Annotated in this window: 16 protein-coding genes, 4 tRNA genes and 1 pseudogene; 14 read left to right on the top strand and 7 right to left on the bottom strand. The window is 63.5% G+C overall.

Annotated elements, in window-relative coordinates; translation table 11 throughout:
• The first annotated feature begins 8 nt into the window (after window positions 1–8).
• Genes Q6A48_RS17815 through thiO form a run of 4 tightly spaced genes read left to right on the top strand, consistent with a single transcriptional unit; the run spans window position 9 to window position 5,147 of the window.
• Entirely contained in the window at window positions 9–488 is a 480-nt protein-coding gene (locus Q6A48_RS17815) for a pilus assembly PilX family protein (RefSeq protein ID WP_304555483.1), read from the top strand.
• A complete protein-coding gene (locus tag Q6A48_RS17810; RefSeq protein ID WP_304555481.1) occupies window positions 475–3,576 on the top strand; it encodes a pilus assembly protein in 3,102 nt (1,033 codons plus the stop codon). The genes Q6A48_RS17815 and Q6A48_RS17810 overlap by 14 nt, the downstream gene beginning before the upstream one ends.
• Window positions 3,577–3,587: 11 nt before the next feature.
• Window positions 3,588–3,989, top strand: coding sequence for a type IV pilin protein (locus tag Q6A48_RS17805; RefSeq protein ID WP_304555478.1), 402 nt, complete (start codon window positions 3,588–3,590; stop codon window positions 3,987–3,989).
• A gap of 57 nt (window positions 3,990–4,046) precedes the next feature.
• Window positions 4,047–5,147: a glycine oxidase ThiO gene (gene thiO / locus Q6A48_RS17800; RefSeq protein WP_304555475.1), complete on the top strand. Its 1,101-nt coding sequence runs from the start codon at window positions 4,047–4,049 to the stop codon at window positions 5,145–5,147.
• Between the two features lie 151 nt (window positions 5,148–5,298).
• On the opposite strand, the gene Q6A48_RS17795 is transcribed toward thiO, so the two are convergent.
• From Q6A48_RS17795 to Q6A48_RS17780, 4 genes are all read right to left on the bottom strand, one after another.
• Window positions 5,299–6,645, bottom strand: coding sequence for a sigma-54-dependent transcriptional regulator (locus tag Q6A48_RS17795; protein ID WP_304555473.1), 1,347 nt, complete (start codon window positions 6,643–6,645; stop codon window positions 5,299–5,301).
• Entirely contained in the window at window positions 6,642–8,231 is a 1,590-nt protein-coding gene (locus Q6A48_RS17790) for a two-component system sensor histidine kinase NtrB (RefSeq protein ID WP_304555471.1), read from the bottom strand. The genes Q6A48_RS17795 and Q6A48_RS17790 overlap by 4 nt, the downstream gene beginning before the upstream one ends.
• Window positions 8,221–8,454, bottom strand: a complete 234-nt coding sequence (locus Q6A48_RS17785; RefSeq protein ID WP_304555469.1) for a PP0621 family protein — start codon at window positions 8,452–8,454, stop codon at window positions 8,221–8,223. The genes Q6A48_RS17790 and Q6A48_RS17785 overlap by 11 nt, the downstream gene beginning before the upstream one ends.
• A 125-nt stretch (window positions 8,455–8,579) precedes the next feature.
• Window positions 8,580–9,596 (bottom strand): outer membrane protein assembly factor BamD, encoded by a 1,017-nt coding sequence (locus Q6A48_RS17780; RefSeq protein WP_304555467.1) that lies wholly within the window; start codon window positions 9,594–9,596, stop codon window positions 8,580–8,582.
• Between the two features lie 150 nt (window positions 9,597–9,746).
• Between Q6A48_RS17780 and rluD the strand changes: the two genes are divergently transcribed.
• From rluD to Q6A48_RS26135, 9 genes and pseudogenes are all read left to right on the top strand, one after another.
• Window positions 9,747–10,709, top strand: coding sequence for a 23S rRNA pseudouridine(1911/1915/1917) synthase RluD (gene rluD / locus Q6A48_RS17775; protein WP_304555465.1), 963 nt, complete (start codon window positions 9,747–9,749; stop codon window positions 10,707–10,709).
• Complete coding sequence (pgeF, locus tag Q6A48_RS17770; RefSeq protein ID WP_304555463.1) at window positions 10,706–11,431, top strand: peptidoglycan editing factor PgeF; 726 nt, start codon at window positions 10,706–10,708, stop codon at window positions 11,429–11,431. Before rluD ends, pgeF begins: the two co-directional genes overlap by 4 nt.
• 129 nt (window positions 11,432–11,560) lie before the next feature.
• Window positions 11,561–14,125 (top strand): ATP-dependent chaperone ClpB, encoded by a 2,565-nt coding sequence (gene clpB / locus Q6A48_RS17765; RefSeq protein ID WP_304555461.1) that lies wholly within the window; start codon window positions 11,561–11,563, stop codon window positions 14,123–14,125.
• 307 nt (window positions 14,126–14,432) lie between these two features.
• Window positions 14,433–14,508: transfer RNA gene (locus Q6A48_RS17760), tRNA-Asn, on the top strand.
• 7 nt (window positions 14,509–14,515) lie between these two features.
• Window positions 14,516–14,592 (top strand) — tRNA-Pro (locus Q6A48_RS17755).
• A 5-nt stretch (window positions 14,593–14,597) separates the two neighbouring features.
• Window positions 14,598–14,673, top strand: a tRNA-Lys gene (locus Q6A48_RS17750).
• 94 nt (window positions 14,674–14,767) lie between these two features.
• A tRNA-Pro gene (locus Q6A48_RS17745) sits at window positions 14,768–14,844 on the top strand.
• Between the two features lie 154 nt (window positions 14,845–14,998).
• Window positions 14,999–15,769, top strand: a pseudogene (locus tag Q6A48_RS26140) (MCP four helix bundle domain-containing protein); the annotation flags it as partial.
• Window positions 15,761–16,624: a methyl-accepting chemotaxis protein gene (locus tag Q6A48_RS26135; protein ID WP_369811712.1), complete on the top strand. Its 864-nt coding sequence runs from the start codon at window positions 15,761–15,763 to the stop codon at window positions 16,622–16,624. The pseudogene Q6A48_RS26140 and the gene Q6A48_RS26135, both read left to right, overlap by 9 nt.
• 121 nt (window positions 16,625–16,745) lie before the next feature.
• Here Q6A48_RS26135 and Q6A48_RS17735 read toward each other — a convergent pair whose 3' ends face one another.
• The 3 genes from Q6A48_RS17735 to Q6A48_RS17725 all read right to left on the bottom strand — a co-directional run bounded on the left by Q6A48_RS17735 (window position 16,746) and on the right by Q6A48_RS17725 (window position 19,023).
• Window positions 16,746–18,044, bottom strand: a complete 1,299-nt coding sequence (locus Q6A48_RS17735; RefSeq protein WP_304555457.1) for an NAD(P)/FAD-dependent oxidoreductase — start codon at window positions 18,042–18,044, stop codon at window positions 16,746–16,748.
• Window positions 18,045–18,101: 57 nt separating this feature from the next.
• Window positions 18,102–18,275, bottom strand: a complete 174-nt coding sequence (locus tag Q6A48_RS17730) for a DUF3094 domain-containing protein (protein ID WP_003185543.1) — start codon at window positions 18,273–18,275, stop codon at window positions 18,102–18,104.
• 121 nt (window positions 18,276–18,396) lie between these two features.
• Window positions 18,397–19,023, bottom strand: a complete 627-nt coding sequence (locus Q6A48_RS17725) for a DUF1780 domain-containing protein (protein ID WP_304555450.1) — start codon at window positions 19,021–19,023, stop codon at window positions 18,397–18,399.
• A 167-nt stretch (window positions 19,024–19,190) separates the two neighbouring features.
• Here Q6A48_RS17725 and Q6A48_RS17720 point away from each other — a divergent pair, with 167 nt between their 5' ends.
• Window positions 19,191–19,877 (top strand): energy-coupling factor ABC transporter permease, encoded by a 687-nt coding sequence (locus tag Q6A48_RS17720; RefSeq protein ID WP_304555449.1) that lies wholly within the window; start codon window positions 19,191–19,193, stop codon window positions 19,875–19,877.
• Window positions 19,878–19,911 lie beyond the last annotated feature (34 nt).

Raw genomic sequence — 19,911 nt, 5'->3', positions numbered from 1 at the left:
ACCGTCCCATGAAACCGACTTCAAGCGAGCAGCGACAGCGCGGCATGGCCTTGCTGGTCAGCCTGGTGTTCCTGCTGTTGCTGACCCTGATCGGCTTGTCATCGATGCAGAGCGCCACGCTCCAGGAAAAGATGACCAGCAGCGTGATGCTGCGCAACCAGTCGTTCCAGATCGCCGAGGCGGCGCTGCGCATGGGCGAGAGCGCGGTACAGGCCGATACCTATTCGCTGGCGGTCTGCACCACGGCGACCCAGTGCGCACCACCGGCCGAATCGGCCACCGTGACGGCCGCCGGGCGCAATTCCACCTCGGGGGTGACCTGGGTGGCCGCCGGTGCTGGCTTCTATGGCGTGCAGAACATCGGCACCACGCTCTCGGCGGTCAATGTGCCCAGCAATACTTCGGCAACCCTGTATCGGATCACGGCGGTGGCGGTGGTGGGGAACAACCAGCGCAGCGTGGTGGAGAGCATCTATGCGAAGTATTGAGTGGCTGCGCGGTTGGAAGCAGGCCTTGTGGGGCGCATTGCTCGGCCTTTACCTGGCGGCCCCGGCCTATGCATTCACGCCTTCCGACTCGCCGCTGTTGAGCGCCGGCGCGGTGGCCCCGAACGTGATGCTGCTGATCGACGACTCGGGGAGCATGAACAACATTATCTGGGCGTCGGGATTCGATCCGGATGTTTCGCGCCCGCTTATCTACAACTGCAGTTCCAGCAGCAGTTGCTTCGGCGGCCAGCAGTTGGACCCGGATGACGGGAATGTCCTGTTGTCGAGCTTGTTGCGTGGCGGCTGCTCGAGCGGCTGGGTCGGTTTCTACCGGGGGATCCTCGGCCGGGTCTGCCTGCGGTTGCCGGATCCGGTGGGTGGCGGCGATACCCGCTACACCACCAAGTACCTGTCCTATCTGCTGACCCTCGCCAACGGCGCGAACCGCGACTTCACCACCGGCACGATCCCCAATGACTATCGCATCAACGTGGCCCGGGATGTGTCCACCGACCTGGTCGCCAACAACCGCGCCTTGCGCATCGGCCTTGCCACCTTCAACCCGCCCAGCAGCACCAACTCCGGTCCTGGCGGCTACATCTCCCGCGCGGTCAGCGACCTGTCGCCGGTCACCGGCAGCGTCACCCAGACCCAGGCCAACACCAACTACACGGCGTTGACCAACGCGATCAACGCCTTGGGCGCTGTCGCGAATACGCCGTTGGCCGAGAGCTATTACGAGGTCACTCGCTATTTCCGCGGCATGGCGCCGTACTACAACAGCACGCCGACCACCTACACCAGCCCGATCCAGTATCGGTGCCAGAAAAACTTCGGCGTGGTGATCACCGACGGCTTGCCGACCTACGACCGCACGTTCCCCACCAATGACCCCCTGGGTGGCTCGCGGTTACCGAACTGGGACGGGATCAGCACCAACGACGGCGACAACCCCAACGGCGACGGCGAAGGCGATACCCTTTACCTGGACGACATCGCCAAGTTCGCCTTCGACATCGACATGCGCTCCACCGGCACCGACGCCACCGGCAAGAGCTGGAATGCCGCCGACTTCCCCCGGCAATACCTCAATACCTACACCGTCGGCTTCACGGCGACCAACCAGATGTTGTCCGATGCCGCCCGCTACGGCGTTGGCAAGTACTACCAGGCGACCGACAGCGAGGGCCTCAGCTCGGCGCTGTCTTCGGCGTTGAGCGACATCACCTCCAAGGCCGGTTCGGGCGGCGGTGGCGCCACCAATGGCGCCTCGTTGTCCAGCACCTCCAGTTTCTACCAGACCACCTATGACCCCAAGGACTGGCGCGGCACCATCCGCGCCTTCGGCTTCACGTCGGCGGGCACGGTCAATACGGCAGCGGTGCAGTGGACCACCGACACCGCCATCGTGCCCAGCGCCACGGCGCCGATCTACCAATCCTGGAATACCGCGACCAATGCGCCGGTGACCCTGGCCTACGCCAACTTTTCCCCGGCCCAGCAAACCACTCTCAACCAGAACCTGCCCACGGGCATCACCGGCAATGACCTGGTGGAATGGAGCAAGGGCGTCAACAAGACGGGGCTCAAGGTGCGCAGCGTGCTGCTGGGGGACATCATCAACTCGCCACTGGTACTGGCATCGCCCAATGACCAGACCGCCGCGGACCTGGTGAACGACACCAGCTACAGCACCTACCTGGCGACCAAGGCGACCAACATGAGCAGCAGCCTGGTGGTGAACGCCAACGATGGGTTCTTCAGCGTCATCAACAGCGCCAACGGCACGCGGCGCTATGCCTATATGCCTTCGAGCGTGCTGCCGTCGCTGGAGGGCATCGCGGACGTCAACTACGTCAACGGCGTCAGTCACGAATTCCTGGTAGATGGGCAGATTGGCGTATTCGATGCGCAATCGGGAACCGCCTGGAAGACCATCGCCCTGGGCGGCACCGGCGCCGGGGGCAGGACGTTCTATGCGGTGCAACTGTTCGATGCCGCGGCGGGTAATGTTTACCGGGCGCTGTGGGAAATCAGCGCACCGGCCGTGGCCAACACGGCCAATACCTTCAATGACCTGGGCTACGCCTACGCCCGCCCCGAAGTCGCGCGCCTGGCGGACGGGCGCTGGGCGGCGTTCATCTCCAATGGCTACGGCAGCAACAGCGGCGTGGCGGCGCTGTATGTGGTGGATATCCGTGACGGCTCGCTGATCAGGAAAATCGTCGTCAACAGCAGCGAGACCGATAACGGCCTGTCTTCGGTCAAGCTTCGGGTCAATTCCCAGAACGTCGTGCAGGCGGCCTATGGTGGCGACCTGAAGGGGCGGATGTGGAAGTTCGACCTCAGCGGCACCTCTCCGACGGCCTGGGGCCTGGCGTTCGCTGGCCAGCCGCTGTTCACCGCGCCCGGTGGCGCCACCCAGCCCATCAGCGTGCAGCCGCTGCTTGCGGATAACCCCCAGGGCGGGACCCAGGTGTTCTTCGGCACCGGCAAGTTCAACGAGACGGCCGACAAGCTCAACAAGGACCTGCAGGGCTTCTATTCGATCCTGGATGCCACCGGCGGCGGGGGACAGATCACCGTGGCGAACCTGCAGGCGCAGTCCATCACGGGGGTGTTCTCCGGCACGACCGGGCAGTTCGTGACCACCAGCCAGAACGAAGTGGTGTATCCCTCGAAGAAGGGCTGGTACCTGCCCCTGGTGTACAACAACGTATTGACCGGGGAGCGGGTGATCAACTCGGCCAACCTGGTGCTCGGGCGCGTGGTGTTCACCACGGCCGCCGTGGACACCACGGACCCGTGCGCCAGCTTCGGTACCGGCAAACTGATCGAATTGAGTGCGTTCAACGGTAAGATGCTCAACTATGCGGTGCTCGATACCAACAATGACGGCACCCTCAGCAACCTCGATACGATTTCCGCCGGCGTCGTTTTCACCGGTGGTATCCCGACCTTGAGCGCCGTCGTCAGTGCCAGCGGGGCCACCAACATGGTTGTGAATGATTCCAGCGGCGGCATCACCGACCTGCTGGAAAAAACCGTCGGCGGCAGCCGTCGCATCATGTGGCGGCAAATACAGTGAGAGGCGAGGGCATGCGCAGATCCAACCGGGGTTTCACCTTGATCGAAATCATGATCGTCATCGCGATCATCGGTATCGTGGTCACCATCGGCTATCCGAGCCTGACCGAATACATGAAGAAGGGCCGGCGTACCGAAATCGCCGGGCTGTTGTCCGAGCAGGCGCAGATTCTCGAGCGCTACTACTCGAAGAACAACGTCTACACCAACGCGACAGGCCTGAGCAGCGGTAACGATTTCTACACCATCACCCCTGTACTGACGGACCAGAGCTTCACCCTGACGGCCGTGCGCAAGAGCGGCTCGTCCATGGCGACGGACAAGTGCGGCGATTTCACCCTCAACAACACGGGGGTACGGAGTATGCTCAACGCCGCCAGCGGGGTGACCACCAAGGATTGCTGGGGGCGTTAGGTTTTCCTTGTTTCGGGCGCAGTCTTGCGTCCTCTGTCTTATGAGTCGAATCAGAACATGACCAGGCAACAGCAAGTGGTGATTGTCGGCGGGGGCGTCATCGGCCTGCTGACGGCGTTCAATCTGGCGTCCGAAGGGCAGCGCGTGGTGCTGCTGGACCGTTCCGGTGTCGGCCAGGAAGCGTCATGGGCCGGCGGCGGTATCGTTTCGCCGTTGTATCCCTGGCGCTACAGCCCGGCGGTCACCGCCCTGGCCCATTGGTCCCAGGATTTTTATCCACAGCTGGGGCAGCGCCTGTTCGCGGCCACCGGGGTCGATCCGCAAGTGCACGTCACCGGCCTGTATTGGCTGGACCTGGACGACCAGGAGCAAGCCCTGGCCTGGGCCGAACAGGAAGGGCGGCCGCTGCGGGCGGTGGAGATCCCTGCGGTCCGGGACGCGGTGCCGGTGCTGGGCGCGGGTTTTTCCCGGGCGATCTACATGGCCGATGTGGCCAACGTGCGTAATCCGCGGCTGGTGAAATCCCTCAGGGCCGCCTTGCTGGCGATGCCCGGTGTCACGCTCCATGAACACTGCGAAGTCAGCGGGTTCATTCGAGAGGGCGAGCGCGTCGTGGGCGTGGACAGCTCCGCGGGACCGATTCATGGCGACCAGGTGGTGCTGGCCGCGGGTGCCTGGAGCGGCGAGCTGCTCGGTACGCTGGGGTTGATGTTGCCGGTGGAGCCGGTCAAGGGCCAGATGATCCTGTACAAGTGCGCCTCGGATTTTCTGTCGAGCATGGTCCTGGCCAAGGGCCGTTACGCGATTCCCCGGCGCGACGGGCACATCCTGGTGGGCAGCACCCTGGAGCGTGAGGGCTTCGACAAGACCCCGACCGACGTGGCGCTGGAGAGCCTGAAGGCCTCGGCCCAACAGTTGATCCCGGCACTGGCCGATGCCGAAGTGGTCGGGCATTGGGCGGGCTTGCGACCGGCGTCGCCGGAGGGTATTCCCTATATCGGCGAAGTCCCGGGGTTTGCCGGGCTGTGGTTGAACTGCGGGCATTATCGCAACGGGTTGGTGCTGGCGCCGGCGTCGTGCCGCTTGTTCACCGATGTAATGCTGGAGCGTGAGCCAGTGATCGACCCGGCGCCTTACGCGCCGGCGGGGCGGTTGTAGGAGCGTTTTTCCTGTGGGATCCAGCGTGGCCAAGCATCTGTAGGCCACCACCACCCCGTGTGGGAGCGAGCCTGCTCGCGAACGCGGCCAAGAGCGGACCCGTCCTCCAACCCCCGAGTCCGATCATTGGCAGGCAGGCCTGGGCCCTTGCTCAATCCAGCCCCAGTTTCTTCAACCGATACCGCATCGATCGAAACGACAACTTCAACCGCTGGGCCGCCGCGGTGCGGTTCCAGCGGGTTTCTTCCAGTGCCTGGAGGATGAGCTTGCGTTCGACGTCTTCCAGGTAGTCTTCCAGGTTGTCCACCTGCACCAGGTCGGCGCTGGTCGCGTCGGCGGCGCTGTTGCTGTCGGCCAGGCGCAGGTCCTCGGCCTCGATCTGCTGGTGCTCGCACAAGGTGTAGGCCCGTTCGAGCATGTTTTCCAGTTCCCGCACATTGCCTGGAAAGCGGTAGTTGCGAAGGGCATCCAAAGCCTGGGGGTGAAGTTTTACCGCCGGGCTGCCGGTGTTGGCCGCCAGGCGCTGGAGCACGTGGTTGGCGAGTGGCTCGATGTCTTCACGGCGTTCGCGCAGGGGCGGGACGCGCAGCTCGATGACGTTCAGCCGGTAGTACAGGTCCTGGCGAAAGCGCCCGGCGGCGACTTCGGCGTCGAGGTCCTTGTGGGTGGCGCAGAGGATGCGCACATCCACCACTTCTTCCTGCTGGCCGCCGATGGCGCGCACGGCTTTTTCCTGGATCGCCCGCAGCAGCTTGACCTGCATGGCCAGGGGCAGGTCGGCCACTTCATCGAGGAACAGGGTGCCGCCATGGGCCGCCTGGAACAACCCGGGCTTGTCTTCGATGGCGCCACTGAAACTGCCTTTGCGGTGGCCGAAAAACTCGCTTTCCATCAACTCCGTGGGAATCGCCCCACAGTTGACCGGCACGAAGCCCTGGTTGGCGCGGGGGCCCTGTTCGTGGATCAGCCGGGCCACCAGCTCCTTGCCACACCCCGATTCGCCGCTGATGTACACCGGTGCCTGGCTGCGGGCGAGTTTTTCGATCTGCTTGCGCACGTTGCGCATGGGCGGTGAGTCGCCCAGCAGGCAGCGCTCGATGGTGGCGCCGGGGGGCGTAACCGCTGGCAGGCGCAGGGCGCTGGCGACCAGTTCCCGCAGACGAGTCAGGTCGACCGGCTTGGTCAAGAAGTCGAAAGCCCCGGCCTTGAGGGCGTCGATGGCGGTTTCCAGGCTGCCGTAGGCGGTGATCATCGCCACGGGCAGCTGGACGTAGCGTTGCTGGATGTGTTGCACCAGTTCCAGGCCGGTGCCATCGGGCAGGCGCATGTCGGTCAGGCACAGGTCAAAGGCCTCGTCCGCCAACAGGGCCTGGGCCTCGGCAAGGTTCTTGGCGCTGCGGGTGTCGAGTTTCATCCGGCCCAGGGTGATGTCCAGGAGTTCGCGGATGTCCGGTTCGTCGTCGACGATCAGGATTCGTTGCCGTGAGCGTGTATTCAAATCTGTTTCCGTCCGTGAGCAAAAGTGATGCGAAAGCAACCGCCGCCTTGGCGTGGCTTGAAGTCTAGGCGGGCCTGGTTGCTTTCGCACAGCTCACGGGACAGATAGAGCCCAAGGCCGGTGCCCTGGCTGCTGGTGGTGAAGAACGGTTCGAACAGATGCGCCTGCTGGTCGGCCGTCACGCCGGGGCCGTTGTCGATGACGTCCAGCGTGGATAGCTGGCTGCGGGGGTCGATGGACAGTTTCAACCAGGCCTCGGCCTGTTCATTGGCCATCGCACTGTGGCGCCAGGCGTTGCGCAGCAAATTGTCGAGCACCTGGGTCAGTTGGTCGGGGTCCATGAGCGTGGTGTAGTCGCCCGGGTCGATGTCCAGGTGCAACTGCTGGTGCCCGGCCATGCTTTCGCGGGTTTGCTGGACGAACTGTTGGAGCCAGGTCCGCAGGTCGAGGCGCTGGGGCGTGGATTGCTGGCGGCGGGACAGTTGCAGGACGTTTTCGATGACGCGGTTCATTCGCTGGGAGTGGTCTTGAATAATCTGCGTCAGACGTCGATCCGCGTCGTTCAGTTCCTCGGACTCGCGCAGCAATTGCGCGGCATGGCTGATCGCGCCCAAGGGGTTGCGGATTTCGTGGGCGATGCCGGCAGTGAGACGCCCGAGGGAGGCGAGTTTCAGTTGCTGGGCCTGTTGGGACACCTGGGCCAGGTCTTCGAGAAACACCAGGATCTGATGCTGTTCGTGATGCCCCAGGGCGATGAAGCTCGGTTGCAGCGTCAAGCCCGTGCCAGGGACGGTGAGGCTCTGTGGCCGCAGGCTGGGGTTGTTCAGCCACCGTTGCAGGCACTCGACGAGGGCGCTGGAGCCGTCGTCGATCGGCTGGCCGACCAGGTCGTGCATGCCCAGCAGGTTCAGCGCGCTTTCGTTGGCCAGTTGCACCCGGCGCTGGCGGTCGAGCACCAGGATGCCGGTGCGCATACGTTGCAGGATCAGGGCGTTGAGCGCCTCCAGGCCGACCACTTCACTGGCCCGCTGCTCGGCCAGGGTCTCGCTGGCCTCCAGGCGTCGGGTCAGGCCTTGTACCAGCAGGGCGGCGGCGAAGCACAACGCTCCGAGGGTGCCGGCTTGCAAGTAACTGCTGGGCCGGCTCGCGTCGCCCAGCCCGAGGAAGAAACTCGAACCGACGATGCCGAGGGTGGCGACGGCGGCGATCAGCAGGCCGATGCGGCCTCGCAACAGCGTGTTGCCGATGGCCACGGAAACAATGAGCAGGTTGCCAATGGCGCTGGGAGCGCCCCCGGCGACGAAAAACAGCCAGGAGAGCAGCAGCACGTCGACCAATGCCAGGCCGAACAACCGGGCCGGGCGGCGGGTGTTTTCCAGGAACACCACCAGCAGGATGTTCAAGACCAGGTACAACCAGCTGCCGCTGCGCAGCAAGTCGTCGTTGGCGAACTCCAGCAGGCGGTTGTCCATGTTGCTGGAGATCAGCAGCACCAGGGTGATGCCGATGCTCAGGCGGTACAGGTGGTAGAGACGCAGCAGGCGCTGCGTCTGTTTGATGCGCGGGCTGGAAGCCTCAGCGCTCACGGCTGCCCGGGCCTTGCTCGAGGTGAGCCTGGCTGCAATACCACTGTTGTTCGAGGACCAGCGCCCGGTCGCGAGGCAGGTGCACGCCGCACTGGGCGCAACGGACCATCGGCGGCGCATCCGGCTCCCGGGATGCGTTCGGTGCGGCAGCGCTGGCCTTGAGCTTGCGCCAGAACCATACCGCGGCGGCAATCAGGGCGATCCAGAACAATAGACGAAGCATGATGGGCGGCTTTTTGGCTAGAGGTCAGGCAGTTTAGCCGGGGACGGGGGCGGCGCACAGCACCCAGGGTTCCAGGCACAAAACAGGGAGACCGGCGGGTCTCCCTGTTTTGTGCTGCCTTGGCCTCAGTCGAACAGGCCGAAGGTCATGTAGCTGAACCAGGAGCGGTCGCCGGACGGGTTTTCAGCCTCCGGCTCTTCGATCACGTCACCGTTTTCATCCTTGGGCTTGAGCTCGTTCGGAATGGCTTCCTTGGCATCCTGGAACTGGCGCTGCACGTCCTGGTTGGCGCGGGTCTCTCCCGGCGGCAGCGGCGGACGGGATTCGATCAGGCCCAGGGTGGCCTTGCTCAGCCACGAGCGGTTGTCCACTTCGCCCACACGCGGGGTGAACTGGCCGTCGACCAGGGAAGGGTGGTCCGGGTAGTTCAGCTTCAGGGTTTCCAGGCTGGTGGCGGCCAGGTCGTCCAGGTGCAGGCGCTGGTACGCCTCGGTCATCACGGCCAGGCCGTCACCCACTGAAGGGGTTTCCTGGAAGTTTTCCACCACGTAGCGGCCACGGTTGGCAGCGGCGACGTAGGCCTGGCGGGTCAGGTAGTAATCCGCCACGTGGATCTCGTAGGAGGCCAGCAGGTTGCGCAGGTAGATCATGCGCTGCTTGGCATCCGGCGAGTAGCGGCTGTTGGGGAAGCGGCTGGTCAGCTGGGCGAACTCGTTGTAGGAGTCGCGGGCGGCGCCCGGGTCGCGCTTGGTCATGTCCAGCGGCAGGAAGCGCGCCAGCAGGCCGACGTCCTGGTCGAAGGAAGTCAGGCCCTTGAGGTAATAGGCGTAATCGACGTTCGGGTGCTGCGGGTGCAGGCGAATGAAGCGCTCGGCGGCGGATTTCGCTGCTTCCGGCTCGGCGTTCTTGTAGTTGGCGTAGATCAGTTCCAGCTGGGCCTGGTCGGCGTAGCGACCGAACGGATACCGCGACTCCAGGGCCTTGAGCTTGGCTGTGGCGCTGGTGTAGCTGTTGTTGTCCAGGTCGTTCTGCGCCTGTTGGTACAGTTCGACTTCGCTCAGGTTTTCGTCTACGACTTCCTTCGACGAGCAAGCAGCAGTCAATGCGAGGATGGCGATCAGCAGCAGGTGTTTCACTTGCATGGCGGCTTGCGTCCCTATGACGGCCGCTGTCTTGGGCGGGGCCGTCCTGTTATGATGAGCGCCCCGTTGAAAGCCTCGGGGCAAAAGACGCCGTATTTAACCACAAGCGCGCAGCCGAAACCAAAGGCTGTGCCGACGCCCAGTCCGAGCATGTCCGATAAAATAGAACTTCGCGCAGAGGTGCCGTCCGAATTGGGCGGCCAACGCCTCGATCAAGTCGCCGCCCAACTCTTCGCCGAGCATTCGCGCTCGCGCCTTTCCGCCTGGATCAAGGACGGCCGCCTGACCGTGGATGGGGCGGTGGTCCGCCCACGCGACATCGTCCATGGCGGCGCCATCCTCGAGCTGACTGCCGAGCAGGAGGCCCAGGGAGAATGGGTCGCCCAGGACATTGCCCTGGACATCGTCTATGAAGACGACGAGATCCTGGTCATCAACAAGCCCGCGGGCCTGGTGGTGCACCCGGCGGCCGGGCATGCCGATGGCACCTTGCTCAACGCCTTGCTGCACCACGTCCCGGACATCATCAATGTGCCGCGCGCCGGCATCGTCCATCGCCTGGACAAGGACACCACCGGCCTGATGGTGGTGGCCAAGACGATCCAGGCGCAGACACAACTGGTCGCGCAACTGCAAAGCCGCAGCGTCAGCCGCATCTACGAGTGCATCGTCATCGGCGTGGTCACCGCCGGCGGCAAGATCAACGCCCCGATCGGCCGCCACGGCCAGCAGCGCCAGCGCATGGCGGTGATGGAAGGCGGCAAGCCGGCGGTCAGCCATTACCGCGTGCTGGAGCGTTTCCGTTCCCACACCCACGTGCGGGTCAAGCTGGAAACCGGCCGTACCCACCAGATCCGCGTGCACATGGCCCACATCAACTTCCCGTTGGTGGGCGATCCGGCCTATGGCGGGCGTTTCCGCATTCCGCCGGCCGCCAACCCGTCCATGGTCGAATCCCTGAAGAACTTCCCGCGCCAGGCGCTGCATGCGCGTTTCCTGGAACTGGACCATCCGACCACCGGCAAGCGCATGAGCTGGGAGTCGCCACTGCCGGATGACTTCGTCTGGCTGCTGACGTTGCTCAAGCAGGACCGCGAGGCGTTCATCGGATGAGTGACTGGCTGAGCCCCGACTGGCCCGCGCCGGACCGGGTCAAGGCCTGTGTCACCACCCGTGCGGGCGGCGTCAGCCTCGCGCCGTTCGACAGCCTCAACCTTGGCGACCACGTGGACGACGACCCGGCGGCCGTTGCCGAGAACCGTCGCCGTCTCACCGAGCGGTTCGCCATGCGTCCGGCCTGGCTGCAGCAGGTGCATGGGATTGCCGTGGTCGAGGCTGATCCGACCCGGGTGGCCACCGCCGACGCCAGCTGGACAGCGACGCCAGGCATCGCCTGCGCGGCGATGACCGCGGACTGCCTGCCCGTGCTGTTCTGCAACCGCGCCGGGACCCGGGTCGCGGCGGCCCATGCCGGTTGGCGAGGGCTGGCGAACGGCGTGCTGGAAGCGACCCTCGACAGCCTCCAGGTGCCCGCCGACCAGGTCCTTGCCTGGCTCGGCCCGGCCATCGGCCCGCAGGCTTTCGAAGTCGGCCCGGAAGTGCGTGAAGCCTTCACCGCCCCATTGCCCGATGCGACGCAAGCCTTCGTCCCCAGCCACAACGCCGGCAAGTTCCTCGCCGACATCTATGCATTGGCGCGCTTGCGGCTGGCGGCGCGTGGTGTCATGGCGGTCTACGGTGGCGGCTTGTGCACCGTGACCGATTCGCGCTTCTTCTCCTACCGCCGCAGCCCGCGCACCGGTCGCTTCGCCTCGCTGGTCTGGATCGAGCGCTAGACTTCTCTGATCTGCATCAAGGGCGCCCGGCTTGAATCTTCCAGAATCGGCCACATCTATAAGGGTATCTGGCAGGTTTCTTCATTCAGGATGTGTTTCGGTCCGGCCTGCCCAATAGGAAGGTGACCCATGCGAATTGATCGTTTAACCAGCAAATTACAGTTGGCCCTGTCCGACGCCCAGTCCTTGGCCGTCGGGCTGGACCATCCCGGTATCGAACCGGCGCACTTGATGCAGGCCATGCTCGAACAGCAAGGCGGCTCCATCAAGCCCCTGCTGATGCAGGTGGGCTTTGACGTCAACAGCCTGCGCAAGGAGCTGGCGAAAGAGCTCGACCAACTGCCCAAGATCCAGAATCCGACCGGTGACGTGAACATGTCCCAGGACCTGGCGCGGCTGCTCAACCAGGCCGACCGCCTGGCCCAGCAGAAGGGCGACCAATTCATTTCCAGCGAACTGGTGTTGCTCGCCGCCATGGACGAGAACAGCAAGCTGGGCAAATTGCTGCTCGGCCAGGGCGTCAGCAAGAAAGCCCTGGAAAATGCCATCAACAACCTGCGCGGCGGCGAAGCGGTCAACGATGCCAACCACGAGGAATCCCGCCAGGCGCTGGACAAATACACCGTCGACCTGACCAAGCGCGCCGAGGAAGGCAAGCTCGACCCGGTGATCGGTCGCGACGACGAAATCCGCCGCACGGTGCAAGTGCTGCAGCGCCGGACCAAGAACAACCCGGTGCTGATCGGTGAACCCGGCGTGGGCAAGACTGCCATTGCCGAAGGCCTGGCCCAGCGCATCATCAATGGCGAAGTCCCGGACGGCCTCAAGGGCAAGCGCCTGCTGTCCCTGGACATGGGCGCGCTGATCGCCGGCGCCAAGTACCGTGGCGAATTCGAAGAGCGGCTCAAGGCGTTGCTCAATGAACTGTCCAAGCAGGAAGGGCAGATCATCCTGTTCATCGACGAACTGCACACCATGGTCGGCGCGGGCAAGGGCGAAGGCTCTATGGACGCTGGCAACATGCTCAAACCGGCACTGGCCCGTGGCGAACTGCACTGCGTTGGCGCGACCACGCTCAATGAATATCGCCAATACATAGAGAAGGACGCGGCCCTCGAACGACGCTTCCAGAAAGTGCTGGTGGAGGAACCGAGCGAAGAAGACACCATCGCCATCCTGCGCGGCCTCAAGGAGCGGTACGAGGTTCACCACAAGGTGGCGATCACCGATGGCGCGATCATCGCGGCGGCCAAGCTCAGCCACCGCTACATCACCGACCGCCAGTTGCCGGACAAGGCCATCGACCTGATCGACGAGGCCGCCAGCCGCATCCGCATGGAAATCGACTCCAAGCCGGAAGTGCTGGATCGCCTGGAACGGCGGCTGATCCAACTCAAGGTCGAATCCCAGGCCCTGAAGAAAGAAAGCGACGAAGCGGCGAAGAAACGCCTGGAAAGGTTGCAGGAAGAAATCGTTCGCCATGAGCGCGAGTATTCCGATCTCGAGGAAATCTGGAACTCGGAAAAAGCCGAGGTCCAGGGTTCGGCGCAGATCCAGCAGAAGATCGAGCAGTCCCGCCAGGAGCTGGAAGCGGCCCGCCGCAAAGGCGACCTCAACCGCATGGCCGAGCTGCAGTACGGGGTGATACCGGACCTGGAGCGCAGCCTGCAAATGGTCGACCAGCACGGCAAGAGCGAAAACCAGTTGCTGCGCAGCAAGGTCACCGAGGAAGAAATCGCCGAAGTGGTGTCCAAGTGGACGGGTATCCCAGTGTCGAAAATGCTCGAAGGCGAGCGCGACAAGCTGTTGAAGATGGAAAGCCTGCTGCACCAGCGCGTGATCGGCCAGGAAGAGGCCGTGGTGGCCGTGGCCAACGCGGTGCGCAGGTCCCGTGCCGGGTTGTCGGACCCGAACCGGCCCAGTGGTTCGTTCATGTTCCTCGGCCCGACCGGTGTCGGTAAAACCGAGCTGTGCAAGGCGCTGGCCGAGTTTCTCTTCGACACCGAAGAGGCCATGGTGCGCATCGACATGTCCGAGTTCATGGAGAAACATTCCGTGGCGCGGTTGATCGGTGCCCCACCGGGGTACGTTGGCTACGAGGAGGGCGGCTACCTGACCGAGGCGGTACGGCGCAAGCCTTACTCGGTGATCCTGCTCGATGAGGTCGAGAAGGCGCATCCGGACGTGTTCAACATCCTTCTGCAAGTGCTGGAGGACGGCCGCCTGACCGACAGCCACGGGCGTACGGTGGACTTCCGCAACACCGTGATCGTGATGACCTCCAACCTCGGCTCGGCACAGATCCAGGAACTGGTGGGGGACCGCGAGGCGCAACGGGCGGCGGTGATGGACGCGATCTCCACCCACTTCCGGCCGGAGTTCATCAACCGGGTCGACGAGGTGGTGATTTTCGAGCCACTGGCCCGCGACCAGATCGCCGGCATTACCGAGATCCAGCTGGGTCGCCTGCGCAGCCGCCTCACCGAGCGCGAGCTGAAGCTGCAATTGAGCGACGAGGCCTTGGACAAGTTGATCGCGGTGGGTTACGACCCGGTCTATGGCGCACGGCCGCTGAAACGGGCCATCCAGCGCTGGATCGAAAACCCGCTGGCGCAGTTGATCCTGTCGGGTCGCTTCATGCCAGGCGAAACCGTGACCGGCGTGGTCGAGAACGACGAAATCGTTTTCAACTGAAAGCCGCCACGGCTTGCAATGGGAATGGCCTCGCTGTGCGAGGCCATTTTTTTCATCAGGCCGTTGAACTCAAAGGAAAAGGCTTGTAAAGTGCGCCCCGCAGTACGTCACCCCCACGGCGACTTCCACTGGGAAGCAACCGAAAATAAGTTGCAAATCATTGTCTTGAAAGCAATTTAAGGGGTTGACAGAGGTTTTGAAGATTGTAGAATAGCGCGCCTCAGACACATGAACGCAGCGATGCGAACAGGTTGAAGAGGTTGAAGCTGGCTTCAACGTTGTAACAGCAGTAACTTGAAATATCAGTTCCGTGATAGCTCAGTCGGTAGAGCAAATGACTGTTAATCATTGGGTCCCAGGTTCGAGTCCTGGTCACGGAGCCATTTCAATCGGGGTATAGCGCAGTCCGGTAGCGCGCCTGCTTTGGGAGCAGGATGTCAGGAGTTCGAATCCCCTTACCCCGACCATATTTGGGTCGTTAGCTCAGTTGGTAGAGCAGTTGGCTTTTAACCAATTGGTCGTAGGTTCGAATCCCACACGACCCACCATTTTTGAGACCAGTTCGCTGGAATCGAATCTTAAGATCAGAGGCCAAAAGCGCTGATCGAGGAAGGCGACTTGTTGAGGTCGCCTTTTTTTTACCGGGGTATAGCGCAGTCCGGTAGCGCGCCTGCTTTGGGAGCAGGATGTCAGGAGTTCGAATCCCCTTACCCCGACCATATAGAAAATCCCCGTATCGAAAGATACGGGGATTTTTTTTGCCTGCAAAAAAGGCCTGAAGTCTTAAGTTGTCGTACAACTAGCCGATAATCCAACGACCGGGGCTGGACCGATCGCCCCCTTTCAGGCCAATAACAAAAAGGCAGCCCCGTTATGTCTCTTCGCCAGCTGAATATCGCCCCCCGCGCCGCATTGGGTTTTGCCTTGATCGCCGTCCTGGTGGCGTTGCTCGGGGTGTTTGCGCTGGGCCAGATGTCGAGTATCCGCGACAGCGAAGTGGCGGTGGAAACCCAATGGCTGCCCAGTATTCGCGGCGGTGACGAGATTCGTGAGCTGATGTTGCGCATCCGCACGATTTCCCTGCGCATGGCCTTGGACGAGGACCCGAAGAACATCTCGGTGTACCGTGGGCAAATGGACACGCGGGACAAGGAGTTGAGCGAGAAAATCGCCGCTTATGACAAGCTGGTCGTCACCCCTGAGGGCAAGGCGCTCTACGATCAGTTCAAGCAAACCTTCGCCGCTTACCGCGCCGGTATCGCCCAGTCCTTTACGCTGGCGGAGCAGGGCCGGCGGGAAGACCTGATCAAGCTGTTACTGGTGGACATGAAGACCGTGGTGGACGGTTCCGGCAAGCAGCTCAACGACCTGGCGCAGTTGTTTTCCCAGCAGGTGTCCCTGGAGAGCCAGAAATCCCAGGAGCACTACGTCAATTCCCGGATGATCGTCAGCCTGTTCATCGTGCTCGCGGCCCTGGCCACGGTGGTCCTGGCGATGTTGCTGACCCGCAGTATCGTCAAGCCCCTGGGCGAGGCATTGAATGCGGCGGAGCATGTGGCCCGGGGCGACCTGACCCGGCCCATCGAAACCCACGGCAGCGACGAAGTGAGCCGCCTGCTCAAGGCGCTGGCGACCATGCAACTGAACCTGCGTGAAACCCTGCAGAACATCAGCGGTTCGGCAACGCAATTGGCCACCGCTGCCGATGAGCTGAACGCGGTGACCCTCGACAGCACCCGCAGCCTGCAGCAACAGAACAATGAAATCGAACAGGCGGCCACCGCCGTCACCGAAATGACCACCGCCGTGGAGGAGGTCGCCCGCAACGCGGTGTCCACCTCCGATGCCACGCGCCAGTCCAGTGAGTCGGCGTCCCTCGGGCAGCAGCGAGTCAGTGACACGGTGGACGCCATTGGGGCCCTGGCCAGCGACGTGCAGGTCACGGGCGACCTGGTGCAATCCCTGGCCAACCAGTCGCAGGATATCGGCAAGGTGCTGGACGTGATCCGGGCGATTGCCGAGCAGACCAACCTGCTGGCCCTCAATGCGGCCATCGAGGCGGCCAGGGCCGGGGAGAGCGGGCGCGGTTTTGCGGTGGTGGCGGACGAGGTCCGCGCCCTGGCGTATCGCACGCAACAATCGACCCAGGAAATCGAGCAGATGGTCCAGGGCATGCGCAGCGGTGCCAGCCAGGCGCTGGACTCCATGCAGGCCAGCTCCAGCCGCGCCGCCAGCACCCTGGCGCTGGCGGAGCGGGCGGGAGAGGCGCTACAAACCATCACGACGTCGGTCAGCGAGATTCACGAACGCAACCTGGTGATCGCCAGCGCCGCGGAAGAGCAGGCACAAGTGGCCCGTGAGGTTGACCGTAACCTGGTGAACATCCGCGACCTGTCCGTGCGTTCGGCCACGGGGGCTGACCAGACCAGCGCGTCCAGCCATGAACTGTCGCAGCTGGCGAATTCGTTGCGCACGCTGGTGCAGCGGTTTCAGGTCTGAGCGGGGCTTGGAGTCGGTAGCGACTGCATCGCCGTCTTCGCGAGCAGGCTCGCTCCCACAGGTGCGGTCCCTGTGGGAGCGAGCCTGCTCGCGATAGCGCTGTATCGGGCTGCCGCCAGCCTCAGTGCAACTTCAGCCGTGGCTCGGTCCCGCGGCCGATCTTGCTGCCCAGCATCAGCATCGCCGTGCGAAACATCCCGTACAACGCCATCTGGTGCATGCGGTACAGCGACACATAGAACATCCGCGCCAACCAGCCTTCGAGCATTACGCTGCCGGTGAGGTTGCCCATCAGGTTACCCACCGCCGAGAAGCGCGACAGCGAGATCAGCGAGCCGTAGTCGGTGTATTTGTAATGGGGCAGGGCCTTGCCTTCGATCCTCAGCTTCAGGGATTTGGCCAGCAGCGACGCTTGCTGGTGCGCCGCCTGGGCGCGCGGCGGTACGTTGCGGTCGCTGCCCGGCTGGGGGCAGGCGGCGCAGTCACCGAAGGCGAAGATGTTCTCGTCGCGGGTGGTCTGTAAGGTCGGCAGTACCTGCAACTGGTTGATGCGGTTGGTCTCCAGGCCGTCGATGTCCTTGAGGAACGCCGGTGCGCGAATGCCGGCGGCCCAGACCTTCAGGCTCGCATCGATCACCTTGCCATCGCCGGTGATCAGGCTGTCGGCGGTCACCTGGCTGACGGCGGCGTTGGTCATCACATTTACCCCGAGTTTCTCCAGGGTCTTGTGCACGGGGCCGCCGATACGCTCGGGCAGGGCCGGCAAGACCCGCGGCCCGGCCTCGATCAGGGTGATGTGCATGTTTTCCGGCTTGATCCGGTCCAGGCCGTAGGCCGCCAGTTCGTGGGCGGCGTTGTGCAACTCGGCCGCCAGTTCGACCCCGGTGGCACCGGCCCCGACGATGGCGACGCTGATGCGTTGCGCCGCATCGGCCTGCTCGGCATGGGCGCGCAGGTAATGGTTGAGCAACTGCTGGTGGAAGCGCTCGGCCTGCTTGCGGGTGTCGAGAAACAGGCAATGCTGCGCCGCTCCCTCGGTGCCGAAGTCATTGGTGGTGCTGCCGACAGCGATCACCAGGGTGTCGTAGCCCAGCTCCCGGGCCGGCAACAATTCCACGCCTGCTTCGTCGTAGGTGGCCGCCAGTTGGATTTTCTTCTGCTCACGATCCAGGCCGCTCATGCGCCCGAGTTGGAACTCGAAGTGGTTCCATTTGGCTTGGGCGACATAGTTGAGTTCGTCTTCGGAGGAGTTCAGGGAGCCGGCGGCCACCTCATGCAGCAGCGGTTTCCAGATGTGGGTCAGGTTGGCGTCGACCAGCATCACACTGGCGGTACCGCGCTTGCCCAGTGTCTTACCCAGACGGGTAGCCAACTCCAGGCCGCCGGCGCCGCCGCCAACGATGACAATACGATGAGTCATGGGGATATCTCGCAAGGCTAAAGGAAATCGGTGCCGTTACCCGCGCGAGTCCAGGGCTCATAGCGTCAGGTAACTGATCAGGCGGCTCAACAGGCCCAGGCCGATGGTCACGGCCAGTACCACCACCAGGAGCATCCACGGCCGGAAAGGCCGGCGCTCGACTCGGTGTTGGGACAGTTGCAGGTACTCTTCGACATGCTTCTGGTCATCTGGGTTCAGGCGGCTGGTCATAAAGGCCTCGTCAGGTAGACGTTGCGAAATGGGTTGGCGCTACAGCGTCCGGCTATCCGGCTTTCAATGCAGCGTAGCCGCTCGTCAGGTGAGCGTGCAGGGAAGGGGATCCAGCGCGAGCTCACAGGCTGATCCCCACATCGAAGACGATGCTGCGGCCCAGGTTGCCCCGCAGGAAATCCGGCGCATCGGGATGGGCGAACAGCACCCGGGCAAACGTCGGCCCCACCAGCGACAGCGAGCGCCAACCCTGGCGCAGGTATTCGGTGGGCGGTGGGAAATGGCTGTTGAGGTCCAGCACTTCGCGCTTGAGGCTGGCGAAGGCGATGATGTCCAGCTCGCCCAGGTCCATGCCGCGCTCGGTGTAGTTGTGGGCTTTCTTGCGCAAGGTTGGCGCCAGCCTGAGCAGGAACTCGTTGGCCGGGATGCGCCGGGGCTTGGCCTCGCGGCGCACCAGCTGGCTCAGGGAAAAAGCGCTGCGGCGGCGTTGCAGCTCGTCGCGCCATTCATCATTGAGGCGGCGGCCCTCGTCGAGTACGAAGAACACTTCGAAATTGGCATCCCGAAACAGCACATCCGGCGGCTCCCCGGCGGGGGCGAACTCGTCGGTGCGATACGGCACGTTCAAGCCTTGCAACAGGCGCTGGCAGACCCAACGCTCACGCTCCCATTTGCGGGCATTGGAGAGAAAGGCGTTGGCCTGCTCGGCCGCGATGGTCAGCAGGCGTAAATAATCGGAATCATCCATGGTCCCAAGCTTAGCGTTCAATTGCGACAAGCTGAAAGCATCGCGTGGATCAATGGCGCTCCTCGGTCGGTGTAGACTGCCGGCAGGACACGACGTTGGCGAGGCAACGGCTGCGCAGCCCGGTGGCGGCAAGCGCCCTCGCCACCCGAAAGGAAAGGTGCAATGCCATGATCGGTGCCGAACTGCTTTCCCCGCAGACCCTGGCGGTGGGTTGGCTGGTCTATGTCCCGGTGTTGGCCTGGGCGGTGTGGCGTGCGCCATGGGTGGAGTTGTTCACCGACAGCCGGCGCCAGCACCTGTTGTTCGGCACGGTGCTGGCGCTGTTCATGCTGTGGCTGGTGCGACGGGACTTCGACACCGGCGTGTCGTACCACTTCATCGGCATGACCGCCGTGACCCTGTTGCTGGACTGGCCGCTGGCGATCCTCGGCGGCCTGTTTGCCCAGTCCGCGCTGGTACTGCTGGGTCGCCAGGACCTGTTGGCGATGGGCGTCAACGGTGCGCTGCTGATCCTGCTGCCGGTGCTGGTCACCGAGTGCTGCGCCATCCTGGTGGAGCGCGCCCAGCCGCGCAACCTGTTCGTCTACATCTTCTGCTCGGGCTTTCTCGCCGCCGCGCTGTCGGCGTTGTTGTGCCTGCTGCTGGGGCTCGCGCTGCTGTGGTACGACGGGGTCTTCGCCATGCCTTACTGGCTGGAGGACTTCATCGGCTACCTGTGGCTGATCATCTTTCCCGAAGCGTTCATCAACGGCATGGTGGTCAGTGCCCTGGTGGTGTTCAGCCCCGAATGGCTGGAGACCTTCAACCGCACGCGCTATCTGTCGGCGCCCTGGAAGGATGAAGACAAATCTTGATGCACATCAAGGCCGTGCAGGCAGGTGCCGCTCA

The sequence above is a fragment of the Pseudomonas citrullilanati genome (assembly GCF_030580855.1).
GTDB lineage: Bacteria > Pseudomonadota > Gammaproteobacteria > Pseudomonadales > Pseudomonadaceae > Aquipseudomonas > Aquipseudomonas citrulli.
The sequence above is the reverse complement of the archived record's forward strand: the minus strand, read 5'-3'. Positions and strand labels throughout refer to the sequence as shown.